This is a genomic window from Lysobacter sp. P5_B12 (assembly GCF_056400425.1).
The window spans coordinates 228,579-249,399 of sequence record NZ_JBFULG010000002.1; the positions used below are offsets into that span (position 1 = coordinate 228,579).

26 protein-coding genes are annotated in these 20,821 nt (G+C 66.0%); 11 read left to right on the plus strand and 15 right to left on the minus strand.

The window, feature by feature from the left end; translation table 11 throughout:
* Nucleotides 1-34 precede the first annotated feature (34 nt).
* The 3 genes from cysN to AC1DOM_RS04470 are packed head-to-tail and all read right to left on the minus strand — an operon-like array spanning nt 35 to nt 4,256.
* Nucleotides 35-1,933, minus strand: coding sequence for a sulfate adenylyltransferase subunit CysN (gene cysN, locus AC1DOM_RS04460; protein WP_498960638.1), 1,899 nt, complete (start codon nt 1,931-1,933; stop codon nt 35-37).
* Nucleotides 1,933-2,832 carry a sulfate adenylyltransferase subunit CysD gene (gene cysD / locus AC1DOM_RS04465; RefSeq protein WP_498960640.1) on the minus strand — a complete coding sequence of 300 codons (900 nt, stop codon included), beginning with the start codon at nt 2,830-2,832 and terminating at the stop codon, nt 1,933-1,935. Before cysD ends, cysN begins: the two co-directional genes overlap by 1 nt.
* A gap of 5 nt (nt 2,833-2,837) precedes the next feature.
* Nucleotides 2,838-4,256, minus strand: coding sequence for a mannose-1-phosphate guanylyltransferase/mannose-6-phosphate isomerase (locus AC1DOM_RS04470; RefSeq protein ID WP_498960642.1), 1,419 nt, complete (start codon nt 4,254-4,256; stop codon nt 2,838-2,840).
* A gap of 67 nt (nt 4,257-4,323) precedes the next feature.
* On the opposite strand from AC1DOM_RS04470, the gene AC1DOM_RS04475 reads away from it, so the two are divergent.
* Nucleotides 4,324-5,352 (plus strand): aminoglycoside phosphotransferase family protein, encoded by a 1,029-nt coding sequence (locus AC1DOM_RS04475; protein WP_498960644.1) that lies wholly within the window; start codon nt 4,324-4,326, stop codon nt 5,350-5,352.
* Entirely contained in the window at nt 5,349-6,050 is a 702-nt protein-coding gene (gene murU, locus AC1DOM_RS04480; protein WP_498960646.1) for an N-acetylmuramate alpha-1-phosphate uridylyltransferase MurU, read from the plus strand. Before AC1DOM_RS04475 ends, murU begins: the two co-directional genes overlap by 4 nt.
* On the opposite strand, the gene hda is transcribed toward murU, so the two are convergent.
* Genes hda through AC1DOM_RS04495 form a run of 3 tightly spaced genes read right to left on the minus strand, consistent with a single transcriptional unit; the run spans nt 6,036 to nt 8,967 of the window.
* Entirely contained in the window at nt 6,036-6,731 is a 696-nt protein-coding gene (hda, locus tag AC1DOM_RS04485) for a DnaA regulatory inactivator Hda (RefSeq protein WP_498960648.1), read from the minus strand. The two genes, murU and hda, sit on opposite strands and share 15 nt — an antisense overlap.
* Nucleotides 6,732-6,739: 8 nt before the next feature.
* Entirely contained in the window at nt 6,740-7,879 is a 1,140-nt protein-coding gene (locus AC1DOM_RS04490; protein WP_498961269.1) for an AI-2E family transporter, read from the minus strand.
* A 5-nt stretch (nt 7,880-7,884) separates the two neighbouring features.
* Entirely contained in the window at nt 7,885-8,967 is a 1,083-nt protein-coding gene (locus AC1DOM_RS04495) for a DUF2066 domain-containing protein (protein ID WP_498960650.1), read from the minus strand.
* A 117-nt stretch (nt 8,968-9,084) separates the two neighbouring features.
* Between AC1DOM_RS04495 and purM the strand changes: the two genes are divergently transcribed.
* Genes purM through AC1DOM_RS04515 form a run of 4 tightly spaced genes read left to right on the plus strand, consistent with a single transcriptional unit; the run spans nt 9,085 to nt 12,279 of the window.
* Complete coding sequence (gene purM, locus AC1DOM_RS04500) at nt 9,085-10,131, plus strand: phosphoribosylformylglycinamidine cyclo-ligase (protein ID WP_498960652.1); 1,047 nt, start codon at nt 9,085-9,087, stop codon at nt 10,129-10,131.
* Nucleotides 10,132-10,142: 11 nt separating this feature from the next.
* Entirely contained in the window at nt 10,143-10,808 is a 666-nt protein-coding gene (gene purN, locus AC1DOM_RS04505) for a phosphoribosylglycinamide formyltransferase (RefSeq protein WP_498960654.1), read from the plus strand.
* Entirely contained in the window at nt 10,805-11,572 is a 768-nt protein-coding gene (locus AC1DOM_RS04510; protein WP_498960656.1) for a DUF3108 domain-containing protein, read from the plus strand. Before purN ends, AC1DOM_RS04510 begins: the two co-directional genes overlap by 4 nt.
* An 11-nt stretch (nt 11,573-11,583) precedes the next feature.
* Nucleotides 11,584-12,279 carry a DUF3108 domain-containing protein gene (locus tag AC1DOM_RS04515; protein ID WP_498960658.1) on the plus strand — a complete coding sequence of 232 codons (696 nt, stop codon included), beginning with the start codon at nt 11,584-11,586 and terminating at the stop codon, nt 12,277-12,279.
* Between the two features lie 384 nt (nt 12,280-12,663).
* Here AC1DOM_RS04515 and AC1DOM_RS04520 read toward each other — a convergent pair whose 3' ends face one another.
* Nucleotides 12,664-12,834 carry a hypothetical protein gene (locus AC1DOM_RS04520; RefSeq protein ID WP_498960660.1) on the minus strand — a complete coding sequence of 57 codons (171 nt, stop codon included), beginning with the start codon at nt 12,832-12,834 and terminating at the stop codon, nt 12,664-12,666.
* Between the two features lie 105 nt (nt 12,835-12,939).
* On the opposite strand from AC1DOM_RS04520, the gene AC1DOM_RS04525 reads away from it, so the two are divergent.
* Nucleotides 12,940-13,563, plus strand: coding sequence for a hypothetical protein (locus AC1DOM_RS04525; RefSeq protein WP_498960662.1), 624 nt, complete (start codon nt 12,940-12,942; stop codon nt 13,561-13,563).
* Between the two features lie 392 nt (nt 13,564-13,955).
* The gene (locus tag AC1DOM_RS04530) at nt 13,956-14,324 is read left to right on the plus strand and encodes a hypothetical protein (RefSeq protein WP_498960663.1); all 369 of its coding nucleotides are present in this window, start codon (nt 13,956-13,958) and stop codon (nt 14,322-14,324) included.
* Here AC1DOM_RS04530 and AC1DOM_RS04535 read toward each other — a convergent pair.
* The 5 genes from AC1DOM_RS04535 to AC1DOM_RS04555 form a co-directional block, all read right to left on the minus strand.
* Nucleotides 14,309-14,638: a hypothetical protein gene (locus AC1DOM_RS04535; RefSeq protein ID WP_498960665.1), complete on the minus strand. Its 330-nt coding sequence runs from the start codon at nt 14,636-14,638 to the stop codon at nt 14,309-14,311. The two genes, AC1DOM_RS04530 and AC1DOM_RS04535, sit on opposite strands and share 16 nt — an antisense overlap.
* A gap of 349 nt (nt 14,639-14,987) precedes the next feature.
* Nucleotides 14,988-15,173 (minus strand): hypothetical protein, encoded by a 186-nt coding sequence (locus AC1DOM_RS04540; RefSeq protein WP_498960667.1) that lies wholly within the window; start codon nt 15,171-15,173, stop codon nt 14,988-14,990.
* A 393-nt stretch (nt 15,174-15,566) separates the two neighbouring features.
* The gene (locus AC1DOM_RS04545) at nt 15,567-15,905 is read right to left on the minus strand and encodes a hypothetical protein (protein WP_498960669.1); all 339 of its coding nucleotides are present in this window, start codon (nt 15,903-15,905) and stop codon (nt 15,567-15,569) included.
* A 36-nt stretch (nt 15,906-15,941) separates the two neighbouring features.
* A complete protein-coding gene (locus AC1DOM_RS04550) occupies nt 15,942-16,250 on the minus strand; it encodes a hypothetical protein (RefSeq protein ID WP_498960671.1) in 309 nt (102 codons plus the stop codon).
* Nucleotides 16,225-16,656 carry a hypothetical protein gene (locus AC1DOM_RS04555; RefSeq protein WP_498960673.1) on the minus strand — a complete coding sequence of 144 codons (432 nt, stop codon included), beginning with the start codon at nt 16,654-16,656 and terminating at the stop codon, nt 16,225-16,227. Before AC1DOM_RS04555 ends, AC1DOM_RS04550 begins: the two co-directional genes overlap by 26 nt.
* Nucleotides 16,657-16,837: 181 nt before the next feature.
* On the opposite strand from AC1DOM_RS04555, the gene AC1DOM_RS04560 reads away from it, so the two are divergent.
* Complete coding sequence (locus AC1DOM_RS04560; protein WP_498960675.1) at nt 16,838-17,014, plus strand: hypothetical protein; 177 nt, start codon at nt 16,838-16,840, stop codon at nt 17,012-17,014.
* A gap of 28 nt (nt 17,015-17,042) precedes the next feature.
* On the opposite strand, the gene AC1DOM_RS04565 is transcribed toward AC1DOM_RS04560, so the two are convergent.
* The 3 genes from AC1DOM_RS04565 to AC1DOM_RS04575 form a co-directional block, all read right to left on the minus strand.
* Nucleotides 17,043-17,570 carry a hypothetical protein gene (locus AC1DOM_RS04565; RefSeq protein WP_498960678.1) on the minus strand — a complete coding sequence of 176 codons (528 nt, stop codon included), beginning with the start codon at nt 17,568-17,570 and terminating at the stop codon, nt 17,043-17,045.
* Nucleotides 17,571-17,643: 73 nt separating this feature from the next.
* Nucleotides 17,644-18,921 (minus strand): UDP-N-acetylglucosamine 1-carboxyvinyltransferase, encoded by a 1,278-nt coding sequence (murA, locus tag AC1DOM_RS04570; protein WP_498960680.1) that lies wholly within the window; start codon nt 18,919-18,921, stop codon nt 17,644-17,646.
* A gap of 1 nt (nt 18,922) precedes the next feature.
* A complete protein-coding gene (locus AC1DOM_RS04575) occupies nt 18,923-19,156 on the minus strand; it encodes a BolA family protein (protein ID WP_498960682.1) in 234 nt (77 codons plus the stop codon).
* Between the two features lie 83 nt (nt 19,157-19,239).
* Here AC1DOM_RS04575 and AC1DOM_RS04580 point away from each other — a divergent pair, with 83 nt between their 5' ends.
* Both AC1DOM_RS04580 and AC1DOM_RS04585 read left to right on the plus strand, forming a co-directional pair.
* Nucleotides 19,240-20,241, plus strand: a complete 1,002-nt coding sequence (locus tag AC1DOM_RS04580; RefSeq protein ID WP_498960683.1) for a KpsF/GutQ family sugar-phosphate isomerase — start codon at nt 19,240-19,242, stop codon at nt 20,239-20,241.
* Nucleotide 20,242: 1 nt separating this feature from the next.
* Nucleotides 20,243-20,821, plus strand: a complete 579-nt coding sequence (locus tag AC1DOM_RS04585; RefSeq protein WP_498960685.1) for a KdsC family phosphatase — start codon at nt 20,243-20,245, stop codon at nt 20,819-20,821.

Sequence of the window (20,821 nt, forward strand, 5' to 3'; positions counted from 1 at the left end):
GGGGAGGGTTGGGGTGGGGTTGCGTGGTTACTGTTTACTCGCCCAGCAACCGCCGCACCACGCGCTCGGCCAGCGCCTCCGGCGTTTCCGCCGTCGTATCCAGGCGCAACTCCGGCGCCTCGGGCGCTTCGTACGGCGAATCGATGCCGGTGAAATGCGGCAGATCGCCACGCCGCGCCTTCGCGTACAAACCCTTGACGTCGCGCGACTCGGCGACCGCCAGCGGCGTATCGACGAACACTTCGATGAACTCGCCCGGCTCGAACATCGCGCGCGCCGCCGCGCGTTCGCCGCGGAAGGGCGAGATGAAGCTGACCAGCACGATCAGGCCCGCATCGGTCATCAGCTTCGCCACTTCGGCCACGCGGCGCAGGTTTTCCACGCGATCTTCGTCGGTGAACCCCAGGTCGCGGTTCAAGCCATGGCGCACGTTGTCGCCGTCGAGCACGAAGGCATGCTTGCCCATCGCGTGCAGGCGCTTGTCGACGAGGTTGGCCACCGTCGACTTGCCCGAACCCGACAAACCGGTGAACCACACGCAACGCGGCGCCTGGCCCATGCTGCGCGCGCGCGTGGCGCGGTCGACATCGATGTGCTGCCAGTGCAGGTTGCCCGCGCGGCGCAGCGCGAAGTCGAGCGTGCCCGCCGCGACGGTCGCGTTGTCGATGCGATCGATCAGGATGAAACCGCCCAACGCGCGATTGCGCGCATACGGTTCGAACGGAATCGCCTGGTCGAGCGAGAGGTTGCAGTAGCCGACTTCATTCAACGACAGATGCGTCGCCGCCAGCGGCGCCTGCGTATCGATGTCCACCTTGTGCTTGAGCGTGGTCACCGTCGCGCCGACGGTGCGCGTGCCGAGCTTCAGCCAGTACGGGCGCCCCGGCAGCAACTGCCCTTCGCCCATCCACAGCACGTGCGCGGCGAATTGATCGGAGACTTCCGGCGCATCGTCCGCGGCCGCGATGACATCGCCGCGGCTGACGTCGACTTCATCGGTGAGCACGACCATTACTGCCTGCCCTGCGACCGCAAGGTCCACCGCACCATCGGGACCCAGCACGCGTGCGACATGCGAACGCCGCCCCGAGGGCAACACGACCACCGCATCGCCCGGCTTGACGGTGCCGGCGACGAGCGTGCCCGCGAAGCCGCGGAAGTCACGGCTCGCATCGCTGCGATCGGGACGCTGCACCCACTGCACCGGCAGGCGGAACCCGCTGTCGGCCTGCGGGCGTTCGATCTGCACCGTGTCCAGGTATTCGAGCAGCGAGGGGCCGTCGTACCACGGCGTGGACTCGCCGCGATGCACCAGGTTTTCGCCCTTCAGCGCCGACAGCGGAATGCATTGCACGTGCGGGATGCCGAGCGAATGCGCGAGCTGCGTGTATTCGTCGGCGATCGCTTCGAACACGCCCTGGTCGTAACCGACCAGGTCCATCTTGTTCACCGCGAGCACCACGTGGCGCAGGCCGAGCAGCGCGGCGATGTAAGTGTGCCGGCGCGTCTGCACCAGCAGGCCCTTGCGTGCATCGACGAGCACCACCGCCAGTTCCGCGGTGGATGCGCCCGTCGCCATGTTGCGCGTGTACTGCTCGTGCCCGGGGCAATCGGCGACGATGTACTTGCGATGTTCGGTGTCGAAGAAACGGTAGGCGACATCGATGGTGATGCCCTGCTCGCGCTCGGCGGCCAGGCCATCCATCAACAGCGCGTAGTCGATCTCCGCGCCCTGCGTGCCGTGGCGGCGGCTGTCGGCGGCGAGCGCGGCGAGCTGGTCGTCGAACAGGCGCTTGCTGTCGTACAACAAGCGGCCGATCAACGTGCTCTTGCCGTCGTCCACGCTGCCGCAGGTGATGAAGCGCAGCAGGCCCTTGTGTTCGTGGCGGCGCAACGCTTCGGCGACGCTGGTCGCGGGGTCCATGAGATCCATCAGAAATACCCTTCCTGCTTCTTCTTCTCCATCGACGCGGTGGGATCGTGGTCGATCACGCGGCCCTGTCGTTCGGAGGTCGTCGCCACCAGCATCTCGGCGATGATCTTTTCCAGCGTGTCGGCGTCCGAATCGATCGCGCCGGTCAGCGGATAGCAACCCAGCGTGCGGAACCGCACGCGGCGCATCTGCGGCACTTCGCCTTCGCGCAGCGGCAGGCGCTGATCGTCGACCATCAGCAGCGCGCCGTCGCGCTCGACGATGGGACGTTCCTTGGCGAAATACAGCGTCGGCACCGGGATGCCTTCGCGGAAGATGTAGAGCCACACGTCGAGCTCGGTCCAGTTCGACAGCGGGAATACGCGCACGCTTTCGCCCGTCGCGATGCGCGCGTTGTACAGGTCCCACAACTCGGGACGCTGGTGTTTCGGATCCCAACGATGCTGTGCGTTGCGGAACGAGAACACACGCTCCTTCGCGCGCGACTTCTCCTCGTCGCGGCGCGCGCCGCCGATGGCTGCGTCGAAACCGTACTGGTCCAGCGCCTGCTTCAGGCCCTGCGTCTTCATCACGTCGGTATGCACGGTCGCGCCATGCGAAATCGGGCCGATGCCGCGCGCGACGCCGTCGGGGTTGGTGTGCACCCGAAGATCAACACCCGTCTCCGCCGCACGGCGGTCGCGGAATTCGATCATCTCGCGGAACTTCCAGCCGGTGTCCACGTGCAGCAACGGGATCGGCGGCTTGCCCGGCGCGAAGGCCTTCAACAGCAGATGCAGCAACACCGAGCTGTCCTTGCCGACCGAATACAGCAACACCGGGTTGCGGAAGCTCGCCGCCACCTCGCGGAGGATGTGGAGACTCTCCGCTTCGAGGCGGTCCAGATGGCTCAACTGCATGAAAATCAGGCTCCCTGGCCCGTTCGGCCGTAGACGTCATCGTAACGGACGATGTCGTCTTCACCCAAATAAGCGCCGGATTGCACCTCGATCAGCTCCAGCGTTTCGCGGCCCGGATTCTCCAGACGATGCTTGGCGCCGATGGGGATATAGGTACTTTCGTTGGCGCGCAGGTCGTAGACATCGTCGTTACGCGTGACGCGGGCCACGCCGCGCACCACGATCCAGTGCTCGGCGCGATGCGCGTGCGATTGCAGCGACAGCGATGCACCGGGCTTCACCTTGATGCGCTTGACCTGGAACCCGTCGCCGACATCCACCGAGTCGTAGCTGCCCCAGGGGCGATGCACCTCGCGATGCAGTGCGACCTGCGTGCGGTCGGCCGCCTTCAATCGGGCGACAACTTCTTTCACCTGCTGCACGCGGTCCTTGCGCGCGACGAGCACCGCATCGTCGGTTTCGACCACGACCAGGTCATCGACGCCGACCAGGGCCACCAGCCGGCGCGCGTATGCATACGAATTCCGGCTGTCGACCGCGATGACATCGCCGTGGTGCGCATTGCCCTGCGCATCGCGTTCGGTGACATCCCACAATGCGGACCACGACCCGACATCGTTCCAGCCGATGTCGACCGGCAGCACCATCGCGGCATCCGTGCGTTCCATCACCGCGTAGTCGATCGAATCCGACGGACACGCGGCGAAGGCCTCGCCCTCCAGGCGCACGAAATCGCCATCGCGTTTCGCCGCATCGAAGGCCGTGCGACACGCCGCGACGATGTCGGGGCGGAAGCGTTCGAGTTCTTCCAGCACGCGCGAGGCGCGGAACAGGAACATGCCGCTGTTCCAGTAATAGCCGCCGGCATCGAGATACTGCTGCGCGGTTTGCGCATCGGGCTTCTCGACGAAGCGTTTCACCGGGCGCACGCCGTTGCCCGCGCCCTCGCCTTCGATGTAACCGAAGCCGGTTTCCGGCGCCGTCGGCAGGATGCCGAAGGTGACCAGCGCACCCGCCTCCGCCGCCGCGCAAGCTTCGCGCACCGCGGCGCGGAACGCGTCGACATTGGCGACCACGTGATCCGACGGCAGCACGAGCAGCAAGGGATCGCCGCCGTCGGCCAGCGCCTGCAACGCGGCCACGGCGATCGCCGGCGCGGTGTTGCGGCCCACCGGTTCGAGCAGGATGCGCGGAACCGGCGCACCGACCTGACGCAACTGCTCGGCCACGAGGAAGCGATGCGATTCGTTGGCGACCACGATGGGCGCTTGCGCGCTGAGCGGGCCGACGCGTTCCCACGTCGCCTGCAGCATCGTTTCCTCGCCCACCAAGGGCAGGAATTGTTTGGGATAGGCCTCGCGCGACAACGGCCACAGGCGCGTGCCGGAGCCCCCCGACAGCAACACCGGCCGCAATTCGCTCATGTCCGTCTCGCCCAATTCATTGCCGGCAGTTTACCCTTCGCGCTCTTGCCCGCCGCAGACACCGCCCATGGACTCCGGAACCCTCCCACGCGAAGAACAGCGCCTGGCCTGGACACGGCAGATCCTCGGAGACCGCACTGTCGGCCTGGCCCGCGCGTCGGCCGACGCCGGATTCCGCAGCTACTGGCGCACCCTCGGGGCCGAGCCCAGCCGCATCGTGATGGACTCCCCGCCGGACAAGGAAGACGTGAAGCCGTGGCTGCGGATTCGCGCCATGCTCCAGGACGCCGGCGTGCGCGTGCCGCAGGTGGCTTGCGAGGACGACGTGCAGGGCTTCCTGCTGATGGAGGACCTCGGGGCGGACACCTACCTGGCGGCGCTGAACTCGGACAACGCGGACGCCTTGTTCGATGACGCGATCGGCCAGTTGCTCCGCCTGCAGGCCATTCCCGTTCCCGCCGACTTCCCGAAATACGACGAGGCGATGTTGCTGCGCGAGCTGCGCCTGTTCGACGAATGGTTCCTCGGCAAGCACCTGGCCGTGGTCCTCGACGCACACGACGAGCAGCACCTCGAACGCGTGCATCGCCTGCTGATCGACGCGGCGCTGAAGCAACCGCAAGTCTTCGTGCATCGCGATTTCATGCCGCGCAATCTCATGCCCGCCGATGACGGCCCGGCGGTGCTCGATTTCCAGGATGCCGTGCGCGGGCCGATCGCCTACGACCCGCTGTGCCTGTTCAAGGACGCGTTCGTCAGCTGGCCGCAGGAACGCGTGGATGCGTGGCTGGAGCGTTACCACCAGCGCGCGAAGGACGCGGGGCTGCCCGTGCCGTCGCTGGAACAATTCCGCCGCGACGTCGACTGGATCGGCGTGCATCGGCACCTCAAGGTGATCGGCATCTTCGCGCGGCTGCATCATCGCGACGCGAAGCCGCATTACCTCGAAGATGCCCCGCGTTTCTTCGCCTATCTCGACCGCGTTTTGCCGAAGTATCCGGAACTCGCGCCGCTCGTCGCGCTGATCGAACGCCACGTGCGGCCGACGCTGAAGGAATACACGCACTGGACCGACGGCACCGGCGACGAATCGTGAAAGCACTGATCTTCGCCGCCGGCCTCGGCGAACGCATGCGGCCGCTGACGAACACCACGCCCAAGCCCCTGCTTCAAGCGGGCGGCAAGCCGCTGATCGTGTGGCACCTGGAAAAGCTCGCGGCGCTGGGCGTGCGCGAAGTGGTCGTCAACACGAGTTGGTTGGCCGACCGCTTCCCCGAAGTGCTCGGCGATGGCAGTCGCTGGGGCATGACGCTGCATTACAGCTACGAAGGCCCGACGCCGCTGGAAACCGGCGGCGGCATGCTCAAGGCGCTGGAAACCCTCGGCGACGCACCGTTCCTCACGGTGAACGGCGATGTCTGGACCGATTTCGATTTCGCGCTGTTGCCGCGCACGATGGATCGCGATGCGCACCTGGTGTTCGTCGACAATCCGCCGCAGCATCCGAACGGCGACTACGATCTGCAATCCGACGGCACGGTCCGGGCGCACGGCCACGAGAAGCTGACTTACGCCGGCATCGGCGTGTTTCGCGCCGCCTTGTTCGAAGGCTGGCGCGAGATCATCGGCGAGGTGGAAGGCGTGGAGCGCACGCCACCGCGGTTCAAGCTGCCGCCGCTGCTGGTCGCTGCGATGGCGCGCAATGCGGTGCAGGGCGCGCATCACATGGGGCGCTGGACCGACGTGGGCACGCCGCAGCGTCTTGCCGAACTGGATGCGTCACTCGTCGTGTAGCGTTTGCCTGAGGAACGGCACGGTGATCTTCCGCTGCGCCGCCAATGAAGCGCGATCGAGCACGTCGAGCAAACCAGTGAGCGTCGCAAGATCACGCCCGCGACGACGCAACAACCAATCGATCGCCGCCTCGTCGAGCACCAGGCCGCGACGCTGCGCGCGCGAACGCAACACATCGCGGCGCGCTTCGTCGTCGAGCGGCGACAGCATCACGCGCGCGCATTGCGACAAGCGCGAGCGCAGGTCCGGCAGCGTCAGCGCCAACTGATCCGGCGACGCCTGCGCCGCATACAACACGCTCGCACCCGATTGCCGCGCACGATTGTGGAAATCGAACAAAGCCACTTCGTCATCGCGCACGCCCGCGATCGCTTCGAGTCCATCGAGCGCGACGAGCGACAAACCATCGAAGGCTTCCAGCGCATCGCGCAAGCGCCCCGCCGCACTCTTCAACGGCAGGTAGGCCGCCGTGCGCCCGGTCGATTCGGCCGCGGCGCATGCGGCCAGCAACACATGCGTCTTGCCTACGCCCGCAGGGCCGGCGATGAACAACCAGTCGTGTGCCGCGCCTTCGGCGATCGCACGCACCTGCGCGAGCGCGCCTTCGGGCGCACCGACGAATGTCTCGAGGCGCTGGTCCGGCGGGTAACGCAGGGCCAGCGGAAGTTGCGGTGCAGGCATGCGATCGATCAGACGTGGTCGTCGCCGGGCGCGGGGCGGTCGAGCCCCGCGTCGACGTAGGGGTCCAGTTCGATGCCCGGCCGATCGCCGGTGAACAGGCGGCTGTGCGTGTAACGCTCATGCGCGTAACGCAGCAACACGTTCGCGACCGCGGCCACCGGCAATGCGAGCAGCACGCCGAGGAAACCGAACAACTGTCCGCCGGCCATGATCGCGAAGATCACCGCGACCGGGTGCAGGCCGATCTTGTCGCCGACCAGCCGCGGCGTGAGCACGTAGCTTTCGATCACCTGCCCCACGCCGAACACGCCGAGCACCAGCGCCACGTGCGTCCAGTCGCCGTATTGCACCAGCGCGGCGATCACGCCGAGCACCACGCCGCTCGCCGGGCCCAGGTAGGGCACGAAACTGATCAGGCCCGCGATGAGCCCGATCAACAGGCCCAGGTCCAGGCCGACCGCCCACAAGCCGAGCGCATACATCACCCCCAGCACAAGCATCACGGTGAACTGCCCGCGCAGGAAGGCACCGAGCACCGCGTCGGATTCGGTTGCCAGGCGCGTGACCGTTCCGATGTGGTCGCGCGGCACGAGCGATGCGACGCGCTCCTTCAGCACATCCCAATCGCGCAGGAAGTAGAAGGTGAGGAAGGGCACGAGCACGATGTTCGCGATCCAGCCGACCAGCGCGAAGCCCGAGCGCGAGAGATACCCGAGCATCGTCGTCGCCACGCCGCCGGCGCGTTCCCAGTGGTCGCGCACGAGCTGGAACAGGCGGTCCGGATCCAGCCACGCCATCAGGTCCAGGCCGGTGTGGCGTTCGAACCACGGCAGCACCGTGCCGATGAACCAGTCGCGATAGTGCGGCAGCGATTCGACGAGCGTGACGATCTGGCGTTCGATCAGCGGCAGCAGCAACACCAGCGTCACCAGCACGATGAAGGCCATCGTGCAGAACACGATGACCACGGCGATGTGGCGCGACCAGCCGCGGCGTTGCAAACGGTCGACGGTGGGATCGCCGAGCCAGCCGAGCAGCGCGGCGAACACGAAGGGCGTGAGGATCGGCGCGAGCAGCCAGAGCAGCAGGCCCGTGATCAGGACAATGCCTGCCCACTGGATGCGGCGCGCGAACGGCGACAGGGGCATGTCCATCAGCGCAGGTGCAGGACGGGTTGGTCTTCTTCGGCCAGCAACACCTCGCCGGTGCCGACCACGCGGCGCAGGCCCGGCAGGCCGGTGATCAGGTCGAGTTCGACGATGAAGCCGTCGGGCGCCGCGCGCACCGGCGCCATGCCGCGCACGACGGGCAGGCCCTGCAGGTAGGACATCAGGCGGATGTAGTCCTCGGCATTGCGGATGCCGTCGATCTGCACGGTGTAGCGGCCCGGTTCGCCGGCGGCGGTGCTGCGCTTGGCGTACTTCTTCGACAGCGCATCGGCCGCGCCGTCGGCGCCGGTGGCCATCGCGCGGCGCGCGTCGGGCTGCGAGGACGTCCAGGTCGACAACACCTTGCCCGAGTCGACGAAGGTCCAATCGGCGGTCCAGCCGCCGCCGCCCGTGGTGCGATACAGCTTGCCGATCAACTGCATCGGCGGGCTATAGCGCGAGGAAGCGCGTGCGATGGCGGCCGTATCGCCACGCCAGATGGCGCCGACGGCCGCTTGTTCGGCGGCGCTGCCCGAGGGCAGGCCGAGGCGATAGCCGCGTTCCTGCGCGCGATCGAGCACGGCGCGCGCGGCGTTGGTCTGCGCCAGCGCGACCAGGCGCGGACCGCGTCCGTCGTCGATCGCCAGCCACAGCACCGGCTTGGGCCGCGGCTCGGCCCACACCGGCAGCCCGAGCGTGGCGGCGATGCCGTCGATCTGTTCGGGGTCGAAGCGGACGACCAGCGTCGTGTTGAACGTCGGCGCGCCCGTGCTCGAGCGGCCCTCGTCCTGCTTGTAGTCGTAGCTCTTCACGAAATCCCTGGCGTGGCGCAGCTCCTGCCCCACCCCCGGCCGGCTCGGCGCGGACCGATCGCCGGTGAGCTTGCCCAGCACGATGGTCATGGCGCGCGCGAAGCCCGCGTTGCGCTCGGCCTCGCCCTGGCTGTTCACCTTCACCTCGGCCTCGTAGAGGCCGTGCGCGCCGGCGACGACGTCGCCCTCGGTGCGTTGCGCGAACGCAGAACCGCTCGCCAGCCACAACACCGCCGCGGCCGCGAACGCCTTGCCCATGCGAAATGCCAGGTGCATCGATCCATCCTTGCCTGCTCGACGGCCTGCATGGTGCCGCAGGCTTGCCCGCAGCGCCAACCCGGCGCGTCCGCCGCGCCTGCTAAAATCCTCCTCCTTGCCGCTTTCCGGCGTCCAATGGCCACCCGCGTGACCACCCCCACTCCGCTTACCTACCGGGACGCCGGCGTCGACATCGACGCGGGCAACGAAGTCGTCGAACGCATCAAGCCGCTGGTCAAGCGCAGTTTCCGGCCCGAAGTGATGGGCGGCCTGGGCGGCTTCGGCGCGCTGTTCGACCTGTCGGGCAAGTACAGGGAACCGGTGCTGGTCTCGGGCACCGACGGCGTGGGCACCAAGCTCAAGCTGGCCCAGCAGCTCAATCGCCACGACACCATCGGCATCGACCTGGTCGCGATGTGCGTCAACGACGTCCTCGTGCAGGGCGCCGAGCCGCTGTTCTTCCTCGACTATTTCGCCACCGGCAAGCTCGATGTCGACACGACGGTCGCCGTCGTCGGCGGCATCGCCAAGGGCTGCGAACTCTCCGGCTGCGCATTGATCGGCGGCGAGACCGCCGAGATGCCCGACATGTACCCGCCGGGCGAATACGACCTGGCCGGCTTCTGCGTGGCCGCGGTCGAGAAGTCGCAGATCCTCGACGGCGCGAAGGTGCGCGCGGGCGACGTGCTGCTCGGCATCGCGTCCTCGGGTCCGCATTCCAATGGTTACTCGCTGGTCCGCCGCATCTACGATCGCGCGGGCCGCCCGGCCGAGATCGACGTCGGCGGCGTGAAGCTCGTCGATGCGCTGATGGCGCCGACGCAGTTGTACGTCAAGCCGATCCTCGAACTGCTCGCCAAGCACGATCTCCACGCCATGGCGCACATCACCGGCGGCGGCCTCACCGAGAACATCATCCGCGTGATCCCCGAAGGCCTGGGCCTCGACATCGAAGCATCGGCCATCGTGCTGCCGCCCGTGTTCGACTGGCTGCAGCGCGAAGGCGCGGTGCCGCGCGAAGAAATGTGGCGCACGTTCAACTGCGGCGTGGGCTTCGTGCTCGTCCTCGCGCGCGATGCGGTGTCCGCGGTGTCCGACGATCTGAAACGCCTCGGCCTCGCGCATCGCGAGATCGGGCAGGTCGTGGCGGCCAGCGGCGCGGAACGCGTGCGCATCGGTTGAGGCACCTGCCGATGCGCCGCCTCGCCGTCCTCGCCTCCGGGCGCGGCACCAACCTGCAGGCGTTGCTGGATGCGATCGCCGCCGGTTCCCTCGATGCGGACATCGTCGGCGTGTTCTCCAATCGGCTCAATGCGCCGGCGCTCGAACGCGTGCCCGCGGAATTGCGCTGGAGCCGCGATGCGAAGTCGTATGCGCCGCGCGAGGAATTCGACGCCGAACTCGCCGATGCGCTCGATGCGGTGCAACCGGACTGGATCGTGTGCGCGGGCTATCTGCGCGTGCTCGATGAGACCTTCGTCGAACGCTTCCGCGGACGCGTGCTCAACATCCATCCCTCGCTGCTGCCGGCGTATCGCGGTCTGAAGACGCATGCACGCGCGATCGCCGACGGCGCCGCCGAACACGGCGCGAGCGTCCACTTCGTCAGCCCCGAGCTCGACGCCGGCGCTGTCATCGCGCAGGCCCGCGTGCCGGTGTTGCCCGGCGACACGCCCGACGCGCTGGCCGAACGCGTGCTCGCCGCCGAACACCCCTTGCTGGTCAAGGTCCTGGGCCTGGCGGTGGCGGGCCGGATCGCTGAACAGGGCGACACGGCCCTGCTCGACGGTCATCCCCTGTTGGCTCCGCTGCCCTTAGATTCCGCCGAACTCGACTGTCTGGCGTTACCGACCCGGTGAAATCGCTCGCCTCTCCCCTGCTGCTTGCCGCGCTGGTCGTGGTCGCAGGGGCGTGCCCGGCGGTCGCGCAGCAGGCACCTGCGCCGGCGACGACCACGGTCGCGCCAGCGGAACCGGCTGTCCAGGCGTTGTTTCCCTTCAACGCACGCTATGCGGTTTTCCGCGACGGCAAGCCGCTCGGCGACGCCACGCTGGAGCTGGTGGCCCTCGACCACGCCCGCTGGCGCATCGACCTGCGCATCGAGGCCACCCACGGCCTGATGTCGCTGGCCAACCTCGATTTGCAGCAGAGCACGGTCTTCGACGAAACCCCCGGCGGCTTCCGCCCGCTGAGCCAGGCGACCGTGCGGAAAGCGCTCTTCAGCCGCAAGCAGATCACCGGGACCTACGATTGGTCTCGCAATCTCGCGCAGTGGACGGGCGATGTGAAGAAGACCCGCCGCGCGCCGGTGCCGCTGCAGGCCGGGGACATGAACGCGCTGCTGATCAACCTGGCGATGTTGCGCGACGCGGCCCCCGGGGCCACCCTGCACTATCGGTTCGTCGACGATGGGCGTGCGCGCGACCAGGAGTACCGCGTCGCCGCCGCGCGCGAGTCGCAGGTTGTCGATGATCTGGCTTATGCCGCATTGCGCGTGGATCGCGTGCGCGGCGGCGGGAATGCCACCACTTTCTGGGTCGTCGAATCCGTTCCGACGCCCGTCCGCATCGTGCAGCACGACGATGACGGGGATCTCGAACTGCAACTGGTCGCGTACCAATAGGAAGCTTGCCCATGCGTTCTTTCAATCGTTTCCGTCGCGCGTTCGTCGCTTCCGCTTTGCTGGCGTGCGTGTCGGTGCCTGCGTTCGCCGCGGGGCCGTCGCTGAAGTCGTTCAATGCCGAGTACGTGGCCAATTACATGGGCATGGAAGGCAATGCGCACATGCAGCTCGCGCCCGCGGGTGCGCAGTGGAAGTATTCGTTGAGTATCCAGAGCAGTCTTGCGTCGTTGAGCCAGGTGACGATGTTCGAGGAGAACGGCGGGCAGTGGCGTCCGGTGTCGGGCAGCGACAATTCGTCGGTCTTGATCAAGAAGGTCGTGAAGAACGCGCAGTACGATTGGGACAAGGGTGTCGCGACGTGGACGGGCAACGTGAAGCCGGATCGTGCGGGGCCGGTGGAGCTCAAGCCTGGGGATCTGGATGCGATGTTGGTGAATCTTGCGCTGGCGCGTGATGTCGCCGCGGGGAAGCCGTTGCGTTATCGGATGGTCGACGATGGGCGTGCGAAGGACATGGTGTACACGGTGGCCGGGAAGGAGTCGATCACGGTCGGCGGGAAGGCGCGGCAGGCGACGAAGGTGGAGCGCACGGACGGGAACAAGCAGACGTTGGTGTGGATCGTCGATGGGATGCCTGCGCCTGCGCGGATCCTGCAGCGGAAGGATGGGCAGGATGAGGTCGATTTGCAGCTCAAGTCGATGAAGTGATCAAAGGCCCCGCGCGATGCGGGGCTTTTTTTGTTCGACGAATTGGCGTCGTGTGGGTGGGGGGCGTGTCCACCAGAGTTGCGCATCGGCACGCCGCATTGGAGGCCGCATTGCTCCGCAAGAGCTCACGCTCCGCAATGCGGCCTCCAACACGACGCACCGCTGCGCGTAGCGAGTCGTTTCGCGCGACAGCACTTGGTGAGTGGGGGGCGTCGCGAGTGGATGGATGCGCGCCGACTGCCAGCACACCCGACGGGCCGGCACCTTGCCCGTCGAGGACATCGCGGCATACGTGGGTGCATGTCCTCGCCAGCGCGATGTCCTCTCTCGGGCAAGGTGCCTTCGCGGTGATTTGATGGGTGAAGCGGGGCCGCCTGTTGGCGGCTACAGGCCGAGTGCGAGGTCGTATAGGTCTCGCAGCCATCGCAGGAAACTTTTTGGCGCGGATTCGCGGGAGCGGATGCGGGTTGCGAAAAGCCATGTGACGTAAATGGCGAAGAAAACCGTCGCCAGCAGGATGATGACGCCGGCGGCTATCGATAGCGCGGTGTCCATGAACTCTCCCCCGCCGATGGTCGCCCCTACTTTACTGCCCCGCTCGGAATCTTTCCGCAACGTGGCATCTCGGGACAAACTGGCGTCAGCAGAAGGGGATGCTGGATGGATTCCAAGAGCGCGTTGTTCGTTGCCGCAGTCAACGCGGCAGGCATCATGGCGTTTGGCCTATCGATGCGTTGGCTTCATCGGCGTTACGTCGATCCGCTGCAGTTCCCGAACAAGGAGCTCGCGGGCGAAGTGCGCCAGACGCGCGTTGTCACGATCGACTGTGGTCCGGACCAGGCCCTCCTCGCGGCGCGGGATGCCGTGCTGTCGCTGCGCAAGAGCAAGGTCGCGAAAATGGCCGGCAGGACGCTTGAGGCGCGCATCGGAATGTCGTTTCGGACGTTCGGCGAGGTGATCGTGGTCAGCGCCGAGGCGGCGGATGCGGGGACTTCCCGCCTCTCGATCGAAAGCCGGCCCCGCATGCCGGGGACCGAGCTGGATCACGGCAAAAGCTACGAGAACGTCGAGCGCATCTTTGCGCACCTTGCGCGCGCGTACGAGGTCTGCCTGGTGAGTGCGAGTGCTGCCCAGTCACGTTCCCTTGCCGCGAAGCACCATATCGAACACCAGCGAGAGGCCGAACAGGGTCCAGCCGATCACCATGAAGGTTTTTGCAAAGACCCGGTAGTTGTTCTCGTTGTCCCGCCGGTCGTAGTGGTCGACGAAAGACGGACAGCATGACCAGGCAGGCGCATACGATGGCGCCGTAAACGAGCCAGGCCGGGGTGTCGTGTAAATGGATGCCGTGCCTTCGGCGCGGTATGTAAAGGTCATTGGTCGAGACGCCGTAGGTGCCATAGGCCAGGATCACCGCCGAAAAGGCGAGATAGCTGACCCGTTCGATGCCGTCGATCTGATTGGGAATGTATCGGCCGTGTTCGTCGTATTTCGGTAGCGGCCGACTGACTGCAGGCAATTCGCGTACAGGTTCCGGCGCAGGTGGTGGCGGCGGTGTCCTCGATGTCAGTCGCTCGTAAGCGGCGCGAAGGTTTGCATCGTTCTTCGGATACCGGCGGCGATCAATGCCCGCGAGCGCTTCTTCGAGTTCGCGCACCGTGTACGCGGCATAGTCGATGTCCCCGTCGCGCATGGTGGCCTGCTTGTATCAGGCCGAGTCGCGAAGCGGCTTCGATCTGGCGGCGCTGTTCGGAAAGCGCTTGGCCGACAGGATCGCGGCTTTGCTCCGCTCTTCTTCCCGGTTCTTCGGCGGGCTGAAGGTGGTGAGCGAATTGATGAGCGTCGTGGCTGCGTCGCTGACTTGTTGCACGGCCAGGTTGAAGGCCGCTTCGTTGGCCTTCGATGGCGCGTTGAACCCACTCAGCTTGCGGACGAATTGCACAGCCGAGGCGCGAATTTCGTCGTCCGTCGCCGGCGGGGCGAAGTTGAAAAGGGTTTTGATGTTCCTGCACATATCGACTCCAGGCGGCTACTCGGGCCGCTGATGTCCGCCGCCAGTCAGCGTCACGGGTCGGACTTCGTATTGGGTAGCGCGGTCCGGGAATGCCGATTCCGGGTAGTAGGAGACCCAATATTCGACGTCCCCGTGGCACGTGTGCAAGAACCACTGCTCTTCCCTGAGACCGTTGTATCCGGCGACGACGGTACCGACCTTGAAACGCTCGACCTTGCACGACGCCTCGAAATCCTTCTGGATCAGGAACAACCAGTACTGCGGCGCGCGGATCGCTTCCGAGGCAGAGGCGCCGAAGCACGACAGCAAGGTCGTTAATGCCAAGGATCTTGCGAAGTTCGTCATGTCATTTCGCCTTTCCAAAATCCACCGCAAATGAGTGGACTCGGGGTTCAAATTCAAATGCATGGGCCTTGCGATTGAAGCTGAACAACACGCTGGTTTGCGAGCCATCGACAGCGAATTGCGCCACCTGGTCGTGGGAATACTGGTTGTCGTCCAGGCGATCCAGAAAAGGAAGGCGCCGAATCGACGAAAGCGTTGATTCGCGTGTAATCCGTACGCCATTGATCGTCAGTGAACCCGCGAATCTGGTTTTGGGCGATACGGAAGATGGGCCCCTGGCCAAGTACGCGGTGAAGGATGCAATCCTGTCCGACGACAGCGGTGCGTACGCGACGATTCCGGCGCGATCCTAGAAATACAGCGTGTTTTTGGCCTGGAGGGCGTCCAGCTTTCGCGAATGGGCGCCAAGCGCCGCTTCATAGTCCGCCAGCGTCGCGAGGCCACAACCGTTGATTGATACCGCAGCGCCGTTCAGCGCAATCGCGGGGCTGCGCTGACGGCGCCATTTCCTCACAGCTTGCAGCAACGTTTGCATTGCGGTCCTTTTCTCTCCGGAAGAGTGGATGGTGCGATCCGTCTGATCAGGTGCGAGCGACCTGGCCGTCGCCCTTGCACCGCACACACGGGACGCGACCGCTTCTCCCAAGGGAGGCTGCGAACGCACTGCACGTTTGGCAGTCGTACGGCCTTCCACCCCATGACAGGTCGGGCATTTCATCCACCCCGCCCCGCGACAGGCCGGGCAGGCTTTCGAGGGCAGTTCCTTGTTCTTTCCAACCGCCATCCGTGCACTCCCTTTGCGCTTGTTACGGAGCTTTGCCGGCAGCAGAAACCTGCGCTTCGATTCGCTTGTATTCGGGGTCTGCTTTCAGTTCCGGCAACGTGGTTCGGATGGGGAGGCGATGAATCGGTATGTGGTTCCCATGGGTTATTGGAGCAGATCCACTTTGTCATCCGTTCCACGAGTATCGGGTGCCGCATTCGCCGACCGCTCGCGCATGACACCAACCCAGTAACTGGATTCGTCCGCCATGCATTCCCGGATCGGCCAACCGGGTGCCGACTCCACGAAATGCAGGACCGCCCAAGCCAGTCCGAAGCAACCATCCGCCCCGAACAACGCCATCGCCGCGCGTGCTTCTTCGTCGGTCGCCGGCGCGGTGAGCGCCAGGACCAGGTTTTCCTGCTGCTCCAGGAGCGCCACGTCGGGGGCGAACTCACTGGTCAGCGGCCCCAGGGACAGCAATTGCTCGAGCTCACTTCTCATCCTGGGGATCCCGCGTTGGCCCAAAGGGTTGCTTCGCTAGTCGTCGTGCTCTTCCACGATTCCCGTGTGGCGGTTGTACCTGCGCACCTTTTTCCGGCGCCCGAGAATCAGTGCGACATCCGACTCGGCGAGACCATAAATATGGTGCAAATAATCTGTCGTTGGAATTGCAGAAATTTGCAGATCGCCACCGTGCATCTGCTCGTCCGAATGGTGCTGCCATTCCCTGAGCGTCTTGCATTTCGGACAAACGACCAACGTCCACTCGTTCCACGACGCATCGAGTGGATTGGCCCGCTGCGCCAGGACACGTTGGTCTTCAACCTGGCATCTGTGTTTGAACATGTGCCGCTGCCTTCGCTTCCAGGAAACGCGCATTCCAAAACACCACCAGCTGTGCATGCTGCTCCGGCGTCACCCAATGCACGTTGGCTTCATCGGTTGGACTGCCACCGAACGCGATCGGCGTCAGGCGCCACATGATCTTGCCGGAGAGCCGCGCGTCGGCGGCCAACACGGCATCACTCGGCGGAGCGGTGACCGACGTCAGGTGCGCATTGGAAATAGGGACGCATGGAACCGAGAACTTCCCGCCGGCCGCGTCCTGGACAAGCAACGCCTCCCAGCTCCGCAACCCGATCACCGAGTACGCAGGCAGCCATCTCGCTATTTCGTATCGAGCGGAAACGGACGGCACCTCGTCTGGATCAAACAACAGCAGGTAGTCGTCCTCGTACCAGCCTTCTCTCATCGCCTCTCCCCTTGAGGTCGCGTTGGTCCGATCGTCAGCGCGCCTGACTGTGGCGCAGCCTACCGAACCGAGTGCGTCGGCGCGAGGGCGAACCCTGCTCCGCTCTTCGCTCTCCCGCCAACGATCGGCTGCCTGCAAAGCTTGCTTTGCAGCCCCCAATGAAGGCTCGGGCGAAACCCCCTTGATCGAAGCGACCCGCAAGGTGATGCCGCAGCGTGGAGAGTTTCAAATTTTTTTCCCAAAAAAATTCGGAACTCTCCACGTTCCCGGCGGCGCGCTGATGGGTTTCGAGCGGGCTTCCGCAGCGCACCCAACCCCACCCAAAAAGAAACCCGCCATGCGGCGGGCTTCTTTTTGACCTCCCCGGAGGGGAGGTGGAATCCATTTCAAAGGGTGGACGTCACCTCGCCACCCTGCGCCCGCAGAAACTCGGCCGCCTGCGCACGCTGCTCCTCCGAAAACGCATGCACCACGACCGTCGTGCTCCCCGCCGCCATCGCATCCCGCGTCGCCGCCACGTAACGATCGTGATCAGGCCGCAGAGACACCAACCCACCGAGCATCAACCCAGCGACACCGCCAAAGCCCATCAGCACCAATGCTGCGGCTACCGGCGAATTCACGATGAAGGGAATCCCGGCCGCACGCATTCCGAAAAACACGAGCGCCCCCACGACAATCCCAACGATGCCCAGCTTGACGTGCGCGACGACGATCGTGCGCCAGATCCCCGCGCTTTCCGGCTCCATCTTGCGCCCCGGATGCGGCTCGGCAGGCGTGATGACCTGCACCTGCGCCGCACCCAACGACAGCGCCGCACTGACACCTTCCGCCGCCTGACGTGCAGCCATCTCCTGCGGAAAAACAGCGGCGACCTTACTGTTGGACACCTCGCCCGTGATCGGAGAAGTCATGATCGAAGGCCTCGATGACGAGAGCCTCCGAGCATGCAGAAACCGGAGTCTCCGCGACGTGACGCGGCAGCCCTCAGCCGACGCGCCGAATCCGCGCGCCCAGGCCCGACAACTTCTCTTCGATGTTCTCGTACCCGCGATCCAGGTGATAAATACGATCGATCACCGTCTCGCCATCGGCCACCAGGCCCGCGAGGATCAACGAAGCCGAAGCACGCAGATCCGTCGCCATCACCGGCGCACCGCTCAGCTTCTCCACGCCGCGCACGATCGCCGTGTGCCCCTCGACGCGAATGTCCGCACCCAGGCGCTGCAACTCCTGCACGTGCATGAAACGATTCTCGAAGATCGTCTCGTTGATCACGCCCACGCCTTCGGCGATGCAATTGAGCGCCATGAACTGCGCCTGCATGTCCGTCGGGAACGCCGGATGCGGCGCCGTCGTGAGATTCACCGCCTTCGGGCGACGCCCCTGCATGTCGAGCGTGATCCGATCGCCTTCGACCTCGATCTGCGCGCCGGCCTGCATCAACTTCTCCAGCACCGCGTCCAGGGTTTCCGGCCGCGTGCGACGCGCCGTGATCCGCCCGCCCGTCATCGCACCGGCGACGAGGAACGTCCCGGTTTCGATGCGGTCGGCGACCACCGCATGCTTCGCACCGTGCATGCGCTCCACACCGTGCACGACGATGCGATTGCTGCCTGCGCCTTCGATCTGCGCGCCCATCGCATTGAGGCAGTCCGCGAGATCGACGATCTCCGGCTCCATCGCGGCGTTTTCCAAAATGCTGGTACCCGAGGCCAGGCACGCCGCCATCAACACATTCTCGGTGGCGCCGACACTCACCATGTCGAACACCACGCGCCCGCCCTTCAGGCGATCCGCGCGCGCCTTGATGAAGCCGTGATCGACGCTGATTTCCGCGCCGAGCGCCTGCATGCCCTTGATGTGCAGATCCACGGGGCGCGAACCGATCGCGCAACCACCGGGCAAGGACACCTCGGCCGCGCCGTACTTCGCGAGCAAGGGCCCGAGCACGAGTACCGACGCGCGCATCGTCTTGACCAACTCGTAGGGCGCGACATGGCTGTTGACGCTGCGCGGATCGACCACGATCCCGCTCTCGCTGCCCTTGCCGATCGTGCCCTGGTCGACCGTGATCTCCGCACCCAGGCCGGCGAGCAGCTTGGCGGTGGTCACCACATCGTGGAGGTGCGGGACGTTGCTGATCTCGACGGGTTCGTCGGCCAGCAAGGTTGCGCACAGGATCGGCAATACCGCGTTCTTGGCGCCGGAAATCTGCACGTCGCCGTTGAGCGGCGCGCCGCCCTCGATCTGGATCTTCTGCATGTCAGGCGTTCGCCTCGTCGGGCGTGAGCGTCTTGAGGGCCAGTGCGTGGATCTCGCCGCCCATGCGGTCGCCGAGCGTGGCGTACACCATGCGATGGCGGGCGAGCGGCAACTTGCCCTGGAAATCGGCGAACACGACCGTGGCTTCGAAATGCACGCCGTCCTCCCCTTGCACCTGCGCACGCGCGCCGGGCAGGCCTTGTTCGATCAGGTGGCGGATGGTGTCGGCGTTCATTCCGGGGCGGTCCTGTAAACTGCGTCCTTCAGTTTAGCGGAACGCCACCCCGGTCTTCCGCCTGCCCCGGAGCATCCGCATCCATGGCGACTCGCCCTCTTCCCCAGGACGCCACCGGCTTCGACTTCGCCGCCAGCGGCCGCCGCGTCATCGCCATCGAGGTCCAGGGCCTGGAAGCGGTCGCCGGCCGGCTCGACGGTGCGTTCACCGACGCCTGCCGGGCCATGCTCGCCTGCAAGGGCCGCGTGGTGTGCACGGGCATGGGCAAGTCGGGGCATGTCGCGCGCAAGATCGCCGCGACCCTGGCCTCCACCGGCACGCCGAGTTTCTTCGTGCATCCGGGCGAAGCCGCGCACGGCGACCTGGGCATGATCACCGACGCCGACATCGTGCTCGCGCTCTCTTATTCCGGCGAGAGCGATGAGCTGCTCACCGTGTTGCCCGGCCTCAAGCGCCAGAAGAACCTGCTCATCGCGATGACGGGCCGCCCCGGTTCCTCGCTCGCGCGCGAAGCCGACGTCCACCTGGATGCCAGCGTGCCGGCCGAAGCCTGCCCGCTCGCCCTCGCGCCCACGGCCAGCACCACCGCCGCGCTCGCGCTCGGCGACGCACTCGCGGTCGCCTTGCTCGAAGCGCGCGGCTTCACCGCCGAGGATTTCGCGCGCTCGCATCCGGCGGGTGCCCTGGGCCGTCGCTTGTTGCTGCACATCCGCGACGTGATGCACGCCGGCGACGAGGTGCCGCGCGTGCGCGAAACCGCAACGCTCAGCGAAACGCTCGTCGAGATGAGCCGCAAGCGCCTGGGCATGAGCGCGGTGGTCGATGCCGACGGCCGCCTGCTCGGCCTCTACACCGACGGCGACCTGCGCCGCACGCTCGACGATGCGAGCATCGACGTGCGCGCCACGCCGATCGCCTCGGTGATGACGCGCGCGCCGAAAGTCATCGGCGCCAATGCGCTGGCGGTGGAAGCCGCCCAACTGATGGAAGAACACAAGATCAACGCCCTGCTCGTCGTGGACGATGACCGTCGCGTCGTCGGCGCGCTGAACATCCACGATCTCCTCCGCGCCCGGGTCGTCTGACATGAATTACTCGCACCTCAACGACTTCCCCGCCGACATCCGCGAACGCGCGCAGAAGATCCGCCTGGCGTGTTTCGACGTCGACGGCACGCTCACCGACGGGCGCCTGATCATCGACAGCGCCGGCAACGAATCCAAGGCCTTCCACGTGTTCGACGGGCTCGGCTTGAAGCTGATCCAGCGCAAGGGCATCGCGGTGGCGTTCGTCACGGCACGCGCCAGCGCGGCGGCGGAAAAACGCGCGGCCGAACTGGGCGTGGAATCGCACACCGGCGTGAGCGACAAGCTCGCGTGCGTGGAAGGCATCGCGCAGCGCCTGGGGCTCACGCTGGACCAGGTGTGCTTCATGGGCGACGACCTGGCCGATCTGCGCGTGATGCTGCAGGTCGGGTTGTCGGTCGCGCCGGCGCAGGCGCATCCGTGGACGCGCGATCGCGTGCATTGGCGCACGCACACGCGCGGCGGTGAAGGCGCGGCGCGCGAAGTCTGCGATCTGCTGCTCGCCGCGCAAGGACATGCCGAAGACCTGCTCGCCGACATCGTGCACGTCACCGGCGTGCGCGTGGAGCGGGCTTCGTGA

Bases quoted from the DNA above. Each gene is read 5' to 3' on its own strand.
- AC1DOM_RS04515 (WP_498960658.1), top strand. From the start codon at position 11,584: ATGCGTTCTTTCAATCGTTTCCGTCGCGCGTTCGTCGCTTCCGCTTTG.
- AC1DOM_RS04520 (WP_498960660.1), bottom strand. From the start codon at position 12,834: ATGGACACCGCGCTATCGATAGCCGCCGGCGTCATCATCCTGCTGGCG.
- AC1DOM_RS04565 (WP_498960678.1), bottom strand. From the start codon at position 17,570: ATGACTTCTCCGATCACGGGCGAGGTGTCCAACAGTAAGGTCGCCGCT.
- AC1DOM_RS04475 (WP_498960644.1), top strand. From the start codon at position 4,324: ATGGACTCCGGAACCCTCCCACGCGAAGAACAGCGCCTGGCCTGGACA.
- AC1DOM_RS04535 (WP_498960665.1), bottom strand. From the start codon at position 14,638: ATGACGAACTTCGCAAGATCCTTGGCATTAACGACCTTGCTGTCGTGC.
- AC1DOM_RS04545 (WP_498960669.1), bottom strand. From the start codon at position 15,905: ATGAGAAGTGAGCTCGAGCAATTGCTGTCCCTGGGGCCGCTGACCAGT.
- cysD (WP_498960640.1), bottom strand. From the start codon at position 2,832: ATGCAGTTGAGCCATCTGGACCGCCTCGAAGCGGAGAGTCTCCACATC.
- AC1DOM_RS04490 (WP_498961269.1), bottom strand. From the start codon at position 7,879: ATGCCCCTGTCGCCGTTCGCGCGCCGCATCCAGTGGGCAGGCATTGTC.
- AC1DOM_RS04470 (WP_498960642.1), bottom strand. From the start codon at position 4,256: ATGAGCGAATTGCGGCCGGTGTTGCTGTCGGGGGGCTCCGGCACGCGC.
- AC1DOM_RS04495 (WP_498960650.1), bottom strand. From the start codon at position 8,967: ATGCACCTGGCATTTCGCATGGGCAAGGCGTTCGCGGCCGCGGCGGTG.
- AC1DOM_RS04550 (WP_498960671.1), bottom strand. From the start codon at position 16,250: ATGTTCAAACACAGATGCCAGGTTGAAGACCAACGTGTCCTGGCGCAG.
- AC1DOM_RS04530 (WP_498960663.1), top strand. From the start codon at position 13,956: ATGTCCCCGTCGCGCATGGTGGCCTGCTTGTATCAGGCCGAGTCGCGA.
- AC1DOM_RS04580 (WP_498960683.1), top strand. From the start codon at position 19,240: ATGGCGACTCGCCCTCTTCCCCAGGACGCCACCGGCTTCGACTTCGCC.
- purM (WP_498960652.1), top strand. From the start codon at position 9,085: ATGGCCACCCGCGTGACCACCCCCACTCCGCTTACCTACCGGGACGCC.
- hda (WP_498960648.1), bottom strand. From the start codon at position 6,731: ATGCCTGCACCGCAACTTCCGCTGGCCCTGCGTTACCCGCCGGACCAG.
- AC1DOM_RS04575 (WP_498960682.1), bottom strand. From the start codon at position 19,156: ATGAACGCCGACACCATCCGCCACCTGATCGAACAAGGCCTGCCCGGC.
- AC1DOM_RS04585 (WP_498960685.1), top strand. From the start codon at position 20,243: ATGAATTACTCGCACCTCAACGACTTCCCCGCCGACATCCGCGAACGC.
- murA (WP_498960680.1), bottom strand. From the start codon at position 18,921: ATGCAGAAGATCCAGATCGAGGGCGGCGCGCCGCTCAACGGCGACGTG.
- AC1DOM_RS04540 (WP_498960667.1), bottom strand. From the start codon at position 15,173: ATGCAAACGTTGCTGCAAGCTGTGAGGAAATGGCGCCGTCAGCGCAGC.
- cysN (WP_498960638.1), bottom strand. From the start codon at position 1,933: ATGGATCTCATGGACCCCGCGACCAGCGTCGCCGAAGCGTTGCGCCGC.
- AC1DOM_RS04525 (WP_498960662.1), top strand. From the start codon at position 12,940: ATGGATTCCAAGAGCGCGTTGTTCGTTGCCGCAGTCAACGCGGCAGGC.
- AC1DOM_RS04555 (WP_498960673.1), bottom strand. From the start codon at position 16,656: ATGAGAGAAGGCTGGTACGAGGACGACTACCTGCTGTTGTTTGATCCA.
- purN (WP_498960654.1), top strand. From the start codon at position 10,143: ATGCGCCGCCTCGCCGTCCTCGCCTCCGGGCGCGGCACCAACCTGCAG.